This window comes from Streptomyces sp. NPDC002306 (genome assembly GCF_053593435.1).
In genome coordinates this window covers 1-15,475 of the sequence record NZ_JBSFCK010000038.1, presented here as the reverse complement: position 1 = coordinate 15,475, position 15,475 = coordinate 1, and the positions used below count along the sequence as shown (strand labels likewise).

12 protein-coding genes and 2 pseudogenes are annotated in these 15,475 nt (G+C 68.7%); 6 read left to right on the top strand and 8 right to left on the bottom strand.

Annotation, left to right across the window (positions count from 1 at the left end; translation table 11 throughout):
* Nucleotides 1-142: 142 nt before the first annotated feature.
* Both ACWCQK_RS35605 and ACWCQK_RS35600 read left to right on the top strand, forming a co-directional pair.
* Entirely contained in the window at nt 143-1,033 is an 891-nt protein-coding gene (locus ACWCQK_RS35605) for a phosphotransferase enzyme family protein (RefSeq protein WP_451162286.1), read from the top strand.
* A gap of 149 nt (nt 1,034-1,182) precedes the next feature.
* Nucleotides 1,183-2,973: an ATP-binding cassette domain-containing protein gene (locus tag ACWCQK_RS35600; RefSeq protein WP_451162284.1), complete on the top strand. Its 1,791-nt coding sequence runs from the start codon at nt 1,183-1,185 to the stop codon at nt 2,971-2,973.
* Nucleotides 2,974-3,130: 157 nt separating this feature from the next.
* On the opposite strand, the pseudogene ACWCQK_RS35595 reads toward ACWCQK_RS35600, so the two are convergent.
* From ACWCQK_RS35595 to ACWCQK_RS35580, 4 genes and pseudogenes are all read right to left on the bottom strand, one after another.
* Nucleotides 3,131-3,457, bottom strand: a pseudogene (locus ACWCQK_RS35595) (response regulator transcription factor); the annotation flags it as partial.
* Between the two features lie 393 nt (nt 3,458-3,850).
* Nucleotides 3,851-4,621 carry a crotonase/enoyl-CoA hydratase family protein gene (locus ACWCQK_RS35590; RefSeq protein ID WP_451162282.1) on the bottom strand — a complete coding sequence of 257 codons (771 nt, stop codon included), beginning with the start codon at nt 4,619-4,621 and terminating at the stop codon, nt 3,851-3,853.
* Nucleotides 4,622-4,670: 49 nt separating this feature from the next.
* On the bottom strand, nt 4,671-5,864 hold the full coding sequence (locus ACWCQK_RS35585) for a cytochrome P450 family protein (protein ID WP_451162280.1): 1,194 nt from the start codon (nt 5,862-5,864) through the stop codon (nt 4,671-4,673).
* Between the two features lie 709 nt (nt 5,865-6,573).
* Complete coding sequence (locus ACWCQK_RS35580; protein WP_451162278.1) at nt 6,574-6,972, bottom strand: hypothetical protein; 399 nt, start codon at nt 6,970-6,972, stop codon at nt 6,574-6,576.
* A 752-nt stretch (nt 6,973-7,724) separates the two neighbouring features.
* On the opposite strand from ACWCQK_RS35580, the gene ACWCQK_RS35575 reads away from it, so the two are divergent.
* Nucleotides 7,725-8,339, top strand: a complete 615-nt coding sequence (locus ACWCQK_RS35575; protein WP_451162276.1) for a hypothetical protein — start codon at nt 7,725-7,727, stop codon at nt 8,337-8,339.
* A 291-nt stretch (nt 8,340-8,630) separates the two neighbouring features.
* Nucleotides 8,631-8,840 carry a hypothetical protein gene (locus ACWCQK_RS35570; protein ID WP_451162274.1) on the top strand — a complete coding sequence of 70 codons (210 nt, stop codon included), beginning with the start codon at nt 8,631-8,633 and terminating at the stop codon, nt 8,838-8,840.
* A 3-nt stretch (nt 8,841-8,843) separates the two neighbouring features.
* On the opposite strand, the gene ACWCQK_RS35565 is transcribed toward ACWCQK_RS35570, so the two are convergent.
* The gene (locus ACWCQK_RS35565; protein WP_451162272.1) at nt 8,844-9,176 is read right to left on the bottom strand and encodes an SMI1/KNR4 family protein; all 333 of its coding nucleotides are present in this window, start codon (nt 9,174-9,176) and stop codon (nt 8,844-8,846) included.
* A gap of 151 nt (nt 9,177-9,327) precedes the next feature.
* On the opposite strand from ACWCQK_RS35565, the gene ACWCQK_RS35560 reads away from it, so the two are divergent.
* Both ACWCQK_RS35560 and ACWCQK_RS35555 read left to right on the top strand, forming a co-directional pair.
* Complete coding sequence (locus ACWCQK_RS35560; RefSeq protein ID WP_451162270.1) at nt 9,328-9,660, top strand: trypco2 family protein; 333 nt, start codon at nt 9,328-9,330, stop codon at nt 9,658-9,660.
* Between the two features lie 69 nt (nt 9,661-9,729).
* Nucleotides 9,730-12,843: a tetratricopeptide repeat protein gene (locus ACWCQK_RS35555; RefSeq protein ID WP_451162268.1), complete on the top strand. Its 3,114-nt coding sequence runs from the start codon at nt 9,730-9,732 to the stop codon at nt 12,841-12,843.
* A 283-nt stretch (nt 12,844-13,126) separates the two neighbouring features.
* Here ACWCQK_RS35555 and ACWCQK_RS35550 read toward each other — a convergent pair whose 3' ends face one another.
* The 3 genes and pseudogenes from ACWCQK_RS35550 to ACWCQK_RS35540 all read right to left on the bottom strand — a co-directional run.
* Nucleotides 13,127-13,375, bottom strand: a complete 249-nt coding sequence (locus tag ACWCQK_RS35550) for a hypothetical protein (RefSeq protein WP_451162266.1) — start codon at nt 13,373-13,375, stop codon at nt 13,127-13,129.
* A 509-nt stretch (nt 13,376-13,884) separates the two neighbouring features.
* Entirely contained in the window at nt 13,885-15,213 is a 1,329-nt protein-coding gene (locus tag ACWCQK_RS35545) for a hypothetical protein (RefSeq protein ID WP_451162264.1), read from the bottom strand.
* Nucleotides 15,214-15,391: 178 nt separating this feature from the next.
* Nucleotides 15,392-15,475, bottom strand: a pseudogene (locus ACWCQK_RS35540) (transposase); the annotation flags it as partial.

The following is a 15,475-nucleotide window of genomic DNA, read 5'->3' as shown; positions in this document are numbered from 1 at the left end:
CCGTCCGCGTGCTTACCGCCCTTCACCCCGTGTTCGAGAATCCTCCCGCTCAGGCGGTTGAGGCCACCGCGTTCCGGCGTCCGGTCGACGTGCGCCGCGCCCTGTTCGCTTCCGCATCACGACCGTCATCGGGGTGGGGGGCATGACCCACCCGAAAACCCCCTCCCCCGCTCTGCTCGCGTGGGCCGGCAGGACACTCGGCGCCCGTCCGGCCGTCGAGGACGCCTCACACCCGCGGGAGAACTCCCGCGTCTGGCAGCTCTCCCTGCCCGGCGAGGTCCGCTTCTACCTCAAAGTGTCCCCGCGCCCGCTGATGTACGAGCGCGAGACCCTCGCCCTGCGCCACGCCGTACCAGCCCTCGGCCCCGGCCGCGCCCCGCAACTGCGCGCCTCGAGCGCGCACCACCTGGCCCTGCTCCTCACCTCGGTCCCGGGACGGCCGCTCAAACAGCTCACGCTGACACCCACCGAAGAAGTCCGAGCACACAGGCAAGGCGGCATCCTGCTGGCCCGCCTCCACGCGGCCGGTGACCTGTCCGGCCCCCGGCGTGCGGAGGCCGAACAGGCCCTGCACGCCGCCGCGGACAGTGCCGAAACCCACCTGCGGGAGGCCGGGGACCGGGTGACAGCGGCCGAGCAGACGCTGGTGCGCGACCTGGCCGACCAACTGCGCAACCTTCCGCCGCTACCGCTCGCCTTCATCCACGGCGACGCCTGGGAGCGCAACCTCCTGTGGTCGAAAGACCTGGGACAAGCCGCATGGGTCGACTTCGAACGGGCCCGGTTCGCGGCCGCGGTGCAGGACTTCGTTGCGATGGCCTGCGGGACCTGGCCGCACCGGCCCGACCTTCGGGCCGCGTGCCTCCAGGGCTACGGCCGGGACCTCACACCCGAAGAACAGCACGCGCTGAAATGCCTGGCCGCGCTGGACGCGGTGAGCTGCCTGGTCTGGGGGCCGAAGCTCGACGACCCCCATGTCACCGCGCGCGGCAGGCGCACCCTGGACCTGCTCGTCGAGGGGGTGTTCGCGTGACGGCACCACACGAGAAAGCGGCCACGACCAAGACAGGCGAGGCGAGCACGTCCGATGCGGCGGCGTCCGTACCCGCAGCCCGCACAGGGGCTCCGCAGCCGTCCGCGCCGCCGGAGCTCGACTACAACGGGCGCAGGCACCGGCGTGCGATGGACGACGCCACCTTGTGGGACATGGCCCGCCGCATCCCGGCCGCACTCATCCAGACAGCCCGCCTGGCCTGGAGGGTCGACCGGCGCATGGTCCTCACGATCGTCGTGTGCCAACTGCTGTCCGGCATCGGCACGGCCGTGATGCTCAGCGCCGTCGCCCAAGCCCTGCCGCAGCTCATGGTCGCCGATCCCCGTGCGGGCCTTGCCCGCGCCTGGCCGGCGCTGGCCGTCGCCGTCGCGGCGATGGCCGCCGGCTCGGCCATGTGGATCCTCGCGGACTGGGCGACCCGGCGCCTGAATCCGAAGATCGCCTCAGCCGCGGACCTGGAACTCGTCGATCTCCACATGCGGGCCGAACTTGCCGCCTACGACGCGGAGGGCTTCAGCGACCGCAGCCAGGCGGCGGAGATCGGCGCGCTGCGCGCCGTCGACCTCGCCGACGACGCCAAAACCCTTACCAACGGGCTCATCCAGCTCGCCTCGGCCGCCGCGGTACTGACCTCCCTGCACCCCCTTCTGCTCGGTGTGCTGCTGCTGTCCGTCGTCCCCCGCGGTCTGGGCGGAGTGATCGCCGCGCGAGTCGACTACCGCGTCCACGACCGGACCATCTCCGCCCGCACTGTCCGCGGGATGATGCGCTGGTGGCTGACGACGGCCGAACTCGCCGACGAGCTCAGGGCCAACACGATGCGCGGCTACCTGCACTACTGGTACCGCGCCATGTGCGACCGCGTCGAAGGCCGTGAACTGGAGGGGGCGAAACCCTACCTGCGGATCACACTGCTTGCCGCCTCACTCGGCGGCCTGTTCACCCTCGGCATGTGGGCCTCGCTCGCCGGGCTGGTCCTCGCGGGCTCCATGTCAACGGCGATCGCCGGCACCGCCGTCGTCGCCTCCCAGACCGCCGGCCGCGCCCTCAACTCGATCATCAGATACAGCACGGTCATGTTCCACCACGGCCTCTACCTCTCCGACTACTACGACTTCATCGACGAGGTCCGCGCCATGACCACAGTCCGCGGCACCACGCAGGCCGAAGCCCCACGCCAGATCCGGCTGGAAGGCGCCTCCTACACCTACCCGGGCAAGGAGACCGCGGCCGTCCAGCCGATCACCCTCACGCTGAACCGCGGCGAGGTCATCGCCCTGGTCGGAGAGAACGGCGCCGGCAAGTCGACACTGATCCGGATGCTCACCGGCCTGACCGTGCCCACCATCGGCAAGGTGCTGTGGGACGACACCGATCTGGCCAGTGCCGACGCAGAGACGGTGTGGCGGCACGTGGGCCTGGTCCCGCAGAAGAACGGGCACTGGCCGCTCGCCGCCCGCGAGAACATCACCTTGGGACAGCCCCTGGAGCACGGCGACGAACGGATCTGGGATGCGGCGGAACGGGTAGGCATGACCAAAACACTGCGCGAGCTGCCCGACCAGCTGGAGACGCTGCTCGCCCGGTCGGTGTGGGGCGGCCACGAACTGTCCGGCGGCCAGTGGCAGCGACTGGCGTGCGCGAGGGCGATGTACCGGCAGCCGGCCGTGCTCGTCCTGGACGAGCCGACCAGCGAGATGGACGCCCGCGGAGAACACACCATCTTCCGCGAGCTTCGGGCCATGGCCCCGGATCGGATCACCGTGGTCGTCACACACCGGTTGGACAACGTACGGATGGCCGACCGGGTCATCGTCCTTGACCAGGGCACCGTCCGCGAACAAGGCTCCTTCGACGATCTCGTCGCGACCGAGGGAAGTCTGCTCGGCGAGCTGTACGCCCTCGCCCAGGACCGCTGACCGGCAGCCCCACAGAGGTCGACGCCGGGCCGCGCAATCCGGCGCGGCCCCGCCGCTGCCCGACACCGACGACCAGCCGACCTCGTCAGTAGCTCGATTGGCGTTCGCCCCGAGGAGCAGGACGAGCACCATACCGACACCGGTCGCAGCCCGGTCCTCAGCCCGGGGAGACGAAGCCGGACTCGTACGCCGCGATGACCGCCTGGGTGCGGTCTCGTGCGCCAAGTCTCGCCAGTACGGAGCTGACGTGCGACTTCACGGTCTCGGTCCCTACCACCAGCCGCGCGGCAATCTCCGCGTTCGACAGGCCTTGCGCCACGAGACGCAGCACCTCCCCCTCGCGCTCGGTCAGTGCGGCACGCTCCATGACGGTCCGGGCGGCGATATTGCCGTGGTCCCGGTCGTACGAGGAAGCCAGCTGCCGCACCGCCACCGGGAACAGCAGGGAGTCGCCCTCGGCCACCAGCCGTACGGCGTGCACGCTCGTTGGTGTCTTCGACCGTGGCGAAGTCGGTCTCGTCAAGGTCCAGGTGCTCATAGTCGTCCGTGACCGGGGCAACGTGAGCAGCTGTCGGCAGGACACGGTCGGCCATGGCGGGACGATGTCTGTAGCCGACCGATGAGGCGGCCGGGGCCATCGCCGAAGAGCGTGTTCGTGAAGGGGCTGACCCCCTATGTCATCTCACTCGATCTGGTCGCCGGAGCATGGATGTCGGGGAGTCTCTCTGTCATGGGCCGCTTCTTTCGGGTTGGCCCGTCGGCAGAAGACCGGGGTCGGGATAGGGGGCGTTGGGCCCCGGAACGTTGCCGCTTCGGGGCCGGGAGTGTGTCTCTCTGTCACCTGCCAGGTCTCTCTGTCACCCGCCAGGCGGTGGTCTTACCGGTGCCAGGCCGGTGGGCGTTTCTGGGTGAATGCGTGTGCGCCTTCGGTGGCGGCGGCGGTGGTGAAAACAGGGGTACTGAGGGGGTCCTGGACGGTGTAGGCAGTGTGGTCGTCGAGGCCGCGGGTGTCCTGGACGATCTGCTTCGTGACGAGGACGGCGTCGCGGGAGTGGGTCTGGACACGGTCGGCCAGGTCGAGGGCCGCTTGAAGGGCTTCGCCTTCGTGGGTGAGCCGGTTGACGAGTCCGTACCGGGCCGCGTCCGGGGCCGGCAGCGGAGTCGCGGTCAGAAGCATCTCCATGGCCACGTGGTAGGGGAGACGGCCGGGGAGACGGATGGCTCCGCCTTCGGCCGCGACGAGTGCGCGGGCGACTTCGGGCAGGGCGAAGAACGCGGTGTCGGCGGCGGTGATGAGGTCGCAGGCGAGGGCGAGTTCGAAGCCGCCGGCGACGGCCGCGCCCTCGACGGCCGCGATGAGCGGCTTGCGGAGGCGAGCGCGGGTGAGTCCTGCGAGCCCGCGATCGGCGACAACGGGGACGCCGTCGGTGGGAAAGGCTTTGAGGTCCATGCCCGAGCAGAAGTGGCCGCCCGCGCCGGCAAGGATGCCGACGGCCAGGGCGGGGTCGGTCTCCAGTCGGGTGAGAGCCATGTCCATGGCCTTGGCCAGACACTGGTCGATGGCGTTGCGGACATGCGGCCTGTTGAGGGTGATGAGCAGGACGCCGGGGCGTGGCTCGGTCACCGCGACGGGATCTTGGCTGTTCATCTGGTGTGCTCCTGGTGGGTGGCTGTTCCGGCGGGGTGGTCGGAGGTGGTCAGTTCCGTACGACGGGCAGTGCGGCCAGGCCGCGCATCACCCGGGCCGGCCGCCAGGGGAGCTCGTCGGCCGGTTTGGCCAGTTGCACGGGGCCCAGGCGCCTGAGCAGCAGGGGAAAGGCAACGGCGCCTTCGAGGCGGGCAAGGGCGGCGCCGATGCAGAAGTGGGGCCCGTAGCCGAAGGCGAGGTGGTCGTTGGGCGATCGGCCTACATCGAGCCGGTCCGCGTCCGGGAAGCGGGCTTCGTCCCGGTTGGCGGAACCGATCAGGAGGCTGACGATGTCTCCCTCGCCGATCAGCTGCCCGTGGAGGCTGATCGGTTCTGCGGCGCACCGGAACGTCGCGTCCCGCACTGGGGAGTCGTAGCGCAGCAGTTCTTCGACGGCGGTGCTGACCTGGCTCGCTCCGGCTTGCGCTCCGGTGAGCCGGGCGGCCTGGCCTGGGTTGCGGAGCAGGGCGAGCATGCCGTTGCCGATGAGGTTCATGGTGGTGTCGTGTCCGACGAGCAGCAGAAGGTAGGCGGTGGAGCGTAGTTCCTCCTCGCTCATCGCCCCGCTGTCGTCGCTGGCCTGTACCAGAGCGCCCAGCAGGTCTACTTTGCTGTGCTCGCCACCTGCGTGTTTGTCGGCAATCAGGACGTCCAGCAGAGCGTGCAGATCGCCTTCCACCCGGGCAGGGTCCACGCCCGGGGCGGGGGCGATGGTGGCCATCAGGGTGTCCCGGGTCGCCGCGTTGTCCAGTTCCTGCGGGACGCCGAGGATCGCGCAGATCATCCGGAAGGTCAGCGGCGCGGCGAACGCGGCGATCACATCCACGTGTGTGTGCTGCTCGATCCGGTCCAGCAGCCGGTTCGCGGTGTCCGCGATGAAGGATTCCAGTTGCGCGATACGGCGGGGTACGAACGCCGCGTTCACCAGGGCCCGCAGCCGGGTGTGGTCCGGGGGATCGGCGTGGACCAGATGCCGGTTCAGCCCGGCCGGCCCCGGAACGTAACCGGGCACCCGGCCGGGGTTCTTGCTCAGCCGCCCGTCGGTCAGCAGTGCGCGGACATCTTCGTAGCGGGAGATCTGCCACACGGTGGGGCGCCCGTCTCTGCGGTCCGGGTGGGCAGGTGCATGCCGCCGCAGCCACGCGAAGTACGGGTACGGGTCCTGTACCCGTACGGCCAGCAGGTCGGAAGGCGGGGACGGCACAGCAAAAGCGGACACTGGAGCTCCGGAATCGAAAACCGGCACGGACACCGCATCAACGACCAGTGACAACCGAAAGATGCGGAATCTCTGGTTCCAACCCGGCGGGATCGGCAAACCGGCCCCGACGGACCAGGTCATCCGAGACAAAGAGCCAGTCGCGCCGTGTCATTTGAGACCAGGAGACCAGACCACATGCGACGGAACACTCACCCCTGCGGAGCCGCCCGAGCATTCACCGGCATCCGAAGCACGAGAAGGATCAGAAACGGCGCGCTTTCCCGCCAAGATCCCCTACACCACATGGCGGCACATGGCGGGACACCATCATCGATCGTTTGGTCGTCGCAGGTAGGAGCCCGGCACCCGAAGCGGCTGGCCAGATCACATCCCCATCTGTCGAACCGCGGCTCGGTGCAGGTCGGGCCGTCCCTCCAAAGGAGCCGCACCCATCTGCGTTTCCGGGGGAAGCCCAGTTCACGTCCGCAGGAGGGCTTCCGCGCCGGTCTGCCGGGCGGGCGGAGCACGGTAACGCTATTGGGGCAGCAAGGAGGCTGTTGTCTTTCGTCCCGACAAGCCTTCACCTCATCCCGGAACCGTGGAAGCCGGCACCGACCTGGCGCGACAGCCGGGCCACCGGCCTGCCCCACACCATCCGAAACCGAAACGGGCCACCACCGAGGAGCTGGTGACCCGTCACGCAAGATCGTGGCTAGCAGTGGCTGCTGCTCTGCGAAGTGATCTTCGCCAGCTCGTTGTTGCTGACCTTCTTCCACAGTTCGCCCTTGCCGACCTGGTCGTAGGTGCTCCACCAGTAAGGGATGTACTGCAGGTTCTGGTTCAGGGTGTACCAGGTGACTTTGTAGCACCATCCTGCGTCGACCCGGAAGGTGTCCCAATCCCCTCTTCCAGCCGTCGACTCGTTCGGCGACAGCCATTCCGTCGCCGAACCGGAGCATGGACCGTTGTTCCCGTCGCACCAGTCGTGGGCGGCGGTAGCGCCATAGCTTGATGCGTTCCAGGTGGTTGAGCAGATCGGATAGCTGCACGAAGGCCCGGCGCTGGCCGAGCTTGGCGCGATGATCGCGCCTGCTACGAGAGCGGACATCACGAGCGCGAACCGTGCCAGAGACCTTCCACGCTTCCCCACAGTGCCCCCTTGAATGCGGGCCACCCAATGCGGCCGAGCGGAACGTACCAGGGCAAGTGGTTCCCGGCTAGAACTGGGACGTGGCCGGCTCGCCATCGCCCTGCGAGTCCCCCAAGGCCCCGGTCCCTATGCGCCCGTCCGCCGCGGCCACCCGAACCCCAGCTCAGCCAGTCCCTCCAACGGAGCCGCACCCATAGCCATTCGCCGAGTGCTGCGATCAGCACGGTCGCCTCATGGGGCACCCGCGCACTACGACAAACGCGGCTGCGTCCTTCCTCGGCACCGCCACTGTCGCCGCCATCGTCACCTGACTGCGTACCTGAGTACCCATGAAGACCTATTGGCCTATCAACTCCGCCAGTAGATCGGGGTCGCCTACCAGCAGCGCAAGCAGGCTCTCCACATAGCTACGGCGGGTTGCCGGTTCCATGGCCGCGACGGCTTCAGCGTGGTCCCGCAGGTGTCGTCGAATCCTGTCCAAGACCTCCTCGTGCCCTCTCGCGTCCCGCCAAGACTCCTACCTCGCGGCCTGTTGGGGTTCAACCGCCATCAACGCCTCAAGCATCGCGTTCTGTGCGGCCGCGAGATGAGAGCTGCCGAAGAAGACGTCGTCGGGACCGTCGAACTTCCGGTTCATCAACATGCGATGAAGGACTTTCAGATGCCACAACGAGCTGAGTCACCGAGATGGAATCATCTGCCACACCGAGATCATGACGCGCCAGACAGGGCAGACGCCGCAGAACCAGGAGAATGAGGGATTGATGAAGAACATGAAGCGCATCACCCCCTGGTGGGACCGTCGGGTCATGGGTGGTCTCCTCGTCGCGGTCGTCCCCGTGTCGATGATCGTCGCATTTGCTCAGCCGAGGCCCGAAGTGAGCGTGTCGGGGAGCTTGCTGCTTGCCGCTCTGATGTGCGTGCTCATCTGGGCTGCACGCTTGCAGGTCGTGCCGTCCGTATCCGTCAGCGCCACCACCCTGGTGATTCACAATGTGTACAGCCGGTACCAGATCCCCTGGCGGATGGTGTCAGGCGTCGACTGGGAACCCCAGGGCGAGCTCTATCTCAACGTGGCGAACGGCCTGCGGGTGCGCGTCGAGGCGTTCAGCCGCTGGCCGTCGTTCGGCCGTCACCGGAAGGTGATCGAGAATCTGGAGGAGGGCCGTCGCTTGGCGGCGGCCGGGAGTGAGATCGGTGCGGGGCCTGCAGCGGAAGAGGTGCGCGTCACCGAGACCTCGGGAATCACCGAATTCGTCTTGGCGCTCGCCATCGGGCTCCTCCTGCTGGCGATAGTGGTCAAGAGCGTCATCGCGCTCGTGAACTGATGCAGGGTTGCCCTGACGGGCCTGCGCGGCGGTTCCGGCCGGTGTGGCCGCCGGCGGCGGACCGGCTGGCGGCTTCGAGGTCTCTCCGAGAGCCCCGCGGAGCTGGCGGTCACCGCGACATCTCCCGGGAAAGGTCGCCGCATCACCGTCAGCCTGGGGCATCGACCGTCTCCGTTCCCGGAGTCCGTCGCCGACCTGACGCGGGCTTATGTCCGCTGCCGCCAGGCCCTGCCCTACGCCGGCTCCAGAAGCTCCCGATGGTTCTTCCCCGGCCGCCATTCGGGGCAGCCGATGAACCCGGGCAGCCTCCAGGCCCACCTACGCGAGATCGGTGTCCCGCCACAGCGCGGCAGGACCTCCGCGACCCGCCAACTTGTCCTCCAGGCCCCAGCCCCCGCCATCGCGAAGGCACTCGGTTACCACGACAAGACAGCCACCCGCCTGGTCACCGAAGCCGGCAAAACCTGGAGCCGATACGCCCCCGGCGACCGCAGCCGGTGATCGCTATAGATCTCCGGTCTCGCCCGATTCCACGAAACGGACGACGTAGCGGCGGACTTGATCAAGGAACTGCGGCAGATTGTCGGCGACCCTGTCGAACTCTGCACTGTCCAGGGACGCGGTCCGGGACCGGTGGATCGCGCCGCCCCGGTCTGCGACATAGACGATGCCCCCACCATTCGTAGCGATCACCACCCCGTGAGGATCGTCCGCTTCCGGGAGGGAGACTGGCCCTTCCTCCGCGAGCCGGTGCAGAACGTCGCACGCCGAGTGGACGAAGAAGCCGTTGCCCACGTCTGGCAGCACGACCTCCCCGATCGACTCGTAGAACGTCAACAGATCCTCGAATCCCTCAAGCTCCCGGCCATCGTCATGGACAGCCCGAACATCCTCTGCTCGTGGCTGCCCATTTCGTCTGTGCAAAGGGCGCAAGGGCTCTACGGTGAGGTCGGCGAAGTACGGGGCGGGACGAGAGGAACGGGGTTCGGTGGACATTCCCTTGGTGCAGGCGGTCGCCGCGGTACGTGACGAGTTGATCGAGGCGGCGGGGGTGGGCGGCAACCACCCCGACCTCGTTTTCGCGGTCGGGCCCGTGGAGATGGAGTTCGAGGTGGAGATCCGGGCGGACGCGAAGGCGAAGGTGGGCTTCCGGCTCTGGGCGGTCGGAGCGGAAACCGAGGCGGGTGTCTCCCGCGGCCGCACCCATCGTGTGTCGTTCACGCTCACGCCGCGCAAGGCCACCGGCGGTGACCTGCTCGTCAGCGGCGGCGCCGAGTGGCCTGCCGGCCCCGGGAACACGACGGACCGCATCCCGGACTGATCCGGAGATCAGGGGCCGGGTGAGGAGCCGGCCTCGCACCGCTTCCCGAAGCGTCCGTGAGGGGGACCGATGCACCGTCAGCGAGTGGTGGCAGTGGAGGGCTCGGGCAAACGGGGCTCGGGGTACGTGATCGCGGCCCGACTGGTGCTGGCGTCGGCGCACGTCGTCCAGGCCGCTGTGCAGACCGAGGTGTTCAGGCCGGGCGACGGAACAACGTGCCGGGCCACCGTGGTCTGGCGCGGCACCTCGGGCGGCCGGGACGATGCGGCCCTGCTGTCTGTCACCGATCCGTCCTGGGTGCCGCCGGAGGGCGGTACGCCCGGCTGGGGGCGGCTGGTGACCGATCGGCCCGGCACGCCCTGCGAGCTCGCCGGGACGCCCGAGGCCATCCAGCGTCCTGACGCTCCCCGCGAGATGTGGCAAGCGACCGGCACCCTCAATCCCCTGACTGGCCGGGCTGACAACCGGCATGTTGTCACCTTGCGCGAGGTCCCCGCGCCGACGGCCGACGGCACGTCGCCCTGGGGCGGCCTGTCTGGGGCCGCGGTCTTCAGCGGCGGCCTGCTCACCGGAGTTGTCGCCGCCGACCTCGCCGGATTCGGACACGCTGGCCTCGGCGTCGTACCCGCCTACGTCCTCCACCACGACCCGGCCTTCCGGGCGGCCTTGGCGAAGTACGGAGCGGCGCCGGGCGGCGGGGAACCGCTGGAACCGGTGGAGTGGCGGCATCTGGCCGACACCAACGACACCCGCCCCACAACGGAACTCCTGGCCTCCCCAGCCGTGCTGCTACGGGCTCGGCGCGCAGTGGTGCCGTTCCGGGGCCGGGACGACTTGCTGAGACGGATGCGCGCCTGGTGCGACACGCCTGGATTCGGCGCCTGGCTCGTGCACGGTCCGGCCGGACAAGGCAAGACCCGTCTCGCCCATCAACTCGCCACCGACCTCGAAAAGGGTGCACCCCGGTGGGCCACGCTGTGGCTGCGCACCGACGCCCCAGCCGCAGACTTGGTCGTCCTCGCGTCGGCCGCGGTCCCCACACTGGTCGTCGTCGACTACGCCGAGACACGCCCCGAGCAACTGGCCGCTCTGCTGGCGCTGTTGGCCAGGACCAACGGGGCGGTCCGCATCAAGCTCATCCTGCTGGCCCGGACCTCAGAAGACTGGTGGGACGACCTGCGCGCCGACACCTTCGAGGCTGAGGATCTTCTCGACGGGGCGTCGGTGACTGCACTGAAGCCGCTTGAGCCCGAATCCGGCAACCGGGAGGCGGCCTACCGCGAGGCGGCCAACGGATTCGCAGCCCAGTTGCGGAGTGTGCAGCACTGGCAGGAACATCCCTGGTCCGCACTGGCCGCCAGCATGTCCGTGCCGGCCCTCACGGGGCCCGGCCTTGCCGGCGCCCTCACCCTGCACATGACTGTGCTGGCGGACCTCCTCGACGCCGCCACCAAAACAAGCCCCGCCGAGCCGGACACCGACGCCTCCGCGGACACGCCGGTCCCCGACGGCACCGTCACCGTCGAGGACCGGTTACTGGTCCACGAACGCCGCTACTGGAAGGCCGCCGCGACCGCCCGCCACCTCCATCCGCAGCTCTCCATGACCACCCTCGTCGACGCTCTGGCCGCCGCATTCCTGTACGGGGCTGACGACGAGGACGAGGCGGACACGCTCCTGGCAAAGGTGCCGAACCTGTCCGACCAGCCCCTCGACCGCCGCAGCGCTGTTCGCGCCTGGATCCGCGCCCTATACCCGCCGAACGACGCCCGCGTGTGGGACGGTCTCCAGCCCGACCGGCTCGCCGAGCGCTTCCTCGGCCGCCACTTGCACCGCCATCCGCGCCTGTCAGAAACACTGCTGCCCGGCTCCAGCACGCCCCAGGCCAAACGGCTGCTCACCGTCCTTACCCGGGCGACCTCCCAGCCCGACCTCCGCCACCGGCTCGGCCCCGACCTGACCGCGCTGTGCGCCACGCACCCCGACCTGCTCGCCGCACCAGCCGTCGAGGTCGTCACCCGCACCGAGAATCCAGAGCCGCTGGTCGAGGCCCTACGGCGCATCTCCGACGACCCAGCCACCCCCCGCGCCCTCCTAGAGGACCTGGCCGACCGTCTGCCGCCGCACAGCCACAACCTCGCCGGCGTCGCCGCCCAACTGCTGCTACGGCTGGTACAGCACCACCGCGACCACGCCGACGGCCGCGACCAGCCGGCCTCCTACGCACTTGCCCTGGACCGCGCTTCATACCGGCTCGGGGCGCTGCGCCGGTACAAGGAGGGACTGGACGCAAGCCGAGAGGCAGTGGCCATCTGGCGCGAGCTGTGCGCGCAGGGGGCGCCGCCCACGCTCGAGGACCGGGCGCACCTTGCGGAGAGCGTCAACGGACTGAGCCTGCGTCTGGCCGCGCTGGGACAAAAGGAGGAGTCGCTGACCGCAATCCAGGAAGCCGTGGAGATCCGCGGTGAACTGGCCGCTGAACGGCCCGACCTCTACCGCAACGATCTCGCCAAGAGCCTCAACAACCTCTCGCTCCGACTGGGAGAGCTCGACCGGACGGCGAACGCACTGGAGGCGATGCGTGAGGCGGTCACGATCCGCCGCGAGCTGGTCGCCTTCCAGCCGGAGCAGCACTGGTTCGCCCTCTCCGTCAACCTCACCAATCTGTCGACGCGTCTGGTGGCCGCGGACCGCCACGAGGAGGCATTGGCCGCCTCGGAGGAGGCCGTGGAGATCCGCCGCCGGCTCGCCGACAGCGTTCCGGACGCCACTCTCCCCGCCCTGGCCTTCAGCCTCAACAACCTGGCCGTTCGCCGGGGCAAAATGGACCACCGTGAAGAGGCCCTCGCAGCGATCAACGAGGCGGTGGCGATCCGACGCCGCCTGACCGACGTCAGGCCCGCAGTCCACGAGCCCCACCTCGCCACCTGCCTGAGCAACCTCTCGACCCGGCTGTCCGCTCTCGGCCGCCATGAGGAAGCAGCGACGGCCGTCACTGAAGCCGTCACCATCAGGCGCCGTCTGGCCGCCGACCAGCCCGGTACCTACATCCCCGTCCTCGCCAAGGCTTTGCGCAAGCAGGCGCGCCACCTGGCCGCGCTCGGACGTCACGACGAGGCAAGGGCGGCGGCGGCCGAGGCCACCGCACTCGGGGAACGCGACGGCCTACACAGCGGGACGTAGCCGCGGCTCCCTTCGAAGCGGTAGCGGGAGCGCACGACTCGGGCGGCGACACCCTCTGGCCGGGACCCCGTCTTCCTGGGAGGAACGCGATGATGTCCCGCACCGGCCTGTCGGGCCCGTCAGCCGCTGCCCACGTCAAGGTTCTGTCGGACGAGGCCAGAGGGAAAGTCGGAGTATTTGTGTCAGACAGCAAGAGCCGGCGGACCGAGTTCCCTGCCGTGTTCGTCGCGCAGTCGGTGAACCACGTGATCCACGGCCTGCAGGCCTTGCCGTATCAGCGCGGTCAGTCGAACGACACCACAAAGGTGAAGATCCGGTTGGCACCCTCAACGACAAAGCTGTGATCGGTGATCCGCCCGAGCCGGCCGTTGCTCGTCAGGGCTGTTCGCAGTTCCGGGGAGACCCTGCCCAGATTCTCGGCGGTCAGGTCAAAGTAGCCGACGTGTCCGTAGTCGAGGTCGTTCCAGCGATTGCCCGGCAACTCCCAGCGGTCGCCGGACAGTCCCGCGTTCCACCTGACGATTCGTTGCACATGACCTCCTCGTAAGACCTGCGCGGTTCGTGCCGGACCTCTGGGATGCTATGTCGGACATCACGAATAAGGCCCGGGATAGGGCCAGTTGTTGCGGTGAAGATGTCTGCTGATCGATGGCGTGCCCGGCGAGCGGTGGGCAACAGGGCTGTCACCGCTTCTGCCGGCGGCCACCTGTTCAGCGCTTTCGCCGGCCGCCGCCGCGACCGGCGGGCTTGCTGTGCGGCGGCGGCGGCTTGGCGGCCGTGGGCCTACGCCACCTGGCCGACCTCTCGCTCTACCCCACCGAACTGGCCGACCACCCCCACGTCACCTCCGTCGAACTCCCGGCAACCCGACGAACGAGCGGTGGCCTCCCTGACGCTAAAGCTGAACGGATACGCGGCACCGGAGGCAATACTGCTGACACCACGGCTGACGAGGCAGGCGAGCACACGCGGCACGGACGACCGCACGAGAAGGGGCCCGTCAAAGGTAGGTACTGGCCCCGCCAGGCCATCGGTGATGGGTCACCGCCCTTCGCAGGGCGCAGCCAGGTCGGCGACGTGACTGCCGCCATATCCGAACTCGCTACCGAGCGCCGTATAGCGGCTGTATTGCTCCTCGGTGACCGGCACGGAGTACCCCTTGACGAAGGAGAGCAGCAGGCGGAACCCGAGGTCGGGATCGACCTCGGTGACGACCTGTTCCAACACGGGGACCACCATGCCGGAGAATGAGAACCACGGACTGTCGTCGACACCGAACCAGGGGCTGTCGTGGACCGCCCGGGTCAGCGACGGAGCGATCTCCCGCAACTCCCGCAGCACCGGGTTCAGTCGCTCCGAGGCGATCGGTGCTGGGGCGCCGATCATGAACCCGGAGTCCACTTCCCGTAGCCGTTCGGCGCACACCTCCGAGACCCGGGCAAGCCACTGCCGCGGCCCAGCGCCCTCGCCCCTCGGATCGTAGCCAAAGACCGTAGCCCCCTGCCAAAGCACGGTCAGGGCGTCATCTGACATCGATGACCGGGACAGCCGGAGCGTGTCCTCCAGCAGCGTGTACGCCGCGGTACCCGGCACGAGACCCGCATAGTCGGCGGCCGCCCCGCGGATGCCTTCGTCGACCGTGTGGGAGTGCTGCCACAGATCGCCGTGGAACCGCCCGGCGAGGGAGGAGAACCCGAAGTCCCACGCGAAGCGTCGCCGCAGCGACACGTCATCGAAACGGGGCCAGCACACATCGAGTCCGTCGTACACCAGCCTGCCCGGGTATCCGAACTTCTCACCGATCGCCTCATACCGGTCGCACTGCTCCAGGGCGATGCGAACTGCCGTCGCTTTCACGACGCGCAGGAACAGCCGGAACCCGAGATCGGCGTCCACCTCGACGGCGACTCGTTCCAGCGCGGACACGACATCCGGCCCCGTCAACTGCGCACCCAAAGCACGAACTTCGGCGCATACGGCGTTACGCATCGCTCCTTCGTCCACCGCCACCGTGGCCGCCGTGGTGGCGGGGAGCGGGTCGCAGGCCCGGCACTCGATGGCTTCGCGTGAGATCCGGTCCTCGCATAATTCGACGATCCGGCGGAGCAGGTCGCGGATGTCCGACCCAGGATCCTCACGGCCTGCCGTCGCGGCGAGCCACACCGTGTGAAGGACCTCGGCCGGAAGGCATGAGTCCAGCAGCAGGCAGGCGTCGTCCCGGAGGGCACGGGCGTCGTCAGCGTCGCCGCCCGCCACCTCCGATGCCGGATCCACCCCGGGCGTCACGATCAGGAGACTGATCCCGAAATCCTCCTCGAACCTCCAAAAGCGCACTTCCCTTAGCTCAGCCACATGTTCATGGTGGGGCAATGGGGCGGCCGTGCACAAAGCGGCACTGGCGCACAACGGTAACCAAGTCAGAGGCCTGGAAGTTGGTCAACATCGAGGAAGACCCCTCACACCAAGGAGCGCTGGGTGATGACCTTGGAACGCGCAGGCGAGCCGAGTAGGACAACTCCCCGATCGTCCCGACACGTCTAGTGCCGCATCAGGCAACGTTCGCCCTGTCGACGACGGCGCGTAGGTGCCGGTCGTCGGCATGGCGGTTTCGCCAGATGATGTAGCGGCGGAT